The sequence below is a fragment of the Candidatus Clostridium helianthi genome (genome assembly GCF_045310795.1).
Classification (GTDB): Bacteria; Bacillota; Clostridia; order Clostridiales; family Clostridiaceae; genus Clostridium; species Clostridium helianthi.
The window spans coordinates 1-218 of the sequence record NZ_JBJIAB010000274.1 but is presented as its reverse complement, the minus strand read 5'-3'; the positions used below and the strand labels follow the sequence as shown (position 1 = coordinate 218).

The following is a 218-nucleotide window of genomic DNA, read 5'->3' as shown; positions in this document are numbered from 1 at the left end:
GTACCAGACGAAGTGTACACAAATATGAATGAACACATAGCAAAAGGTGAAAAGACTGAAGAAGCTTGGAATGAGTTGTTTAAAGCATATGCAAAAGCTTATCCAGAACTTGCAGCAGAATATACTAAATGGATGAGTGGAGAACTTGATAAAGAAGCTTTATTAAACAACGAAGAACTTTGGAGCTTTGATAAAGAAATGGCTACAAGAGAATCTTC

At 35.3% G+C, this 218-nt stretch carries 1 pseudogene; it reads left to right on the top strand.

The features are described from left to right. Window positions 1-218, top strand: a pseudogene (locus ACJDTP_RS28095) (transketolase); the annotation flags it as partial.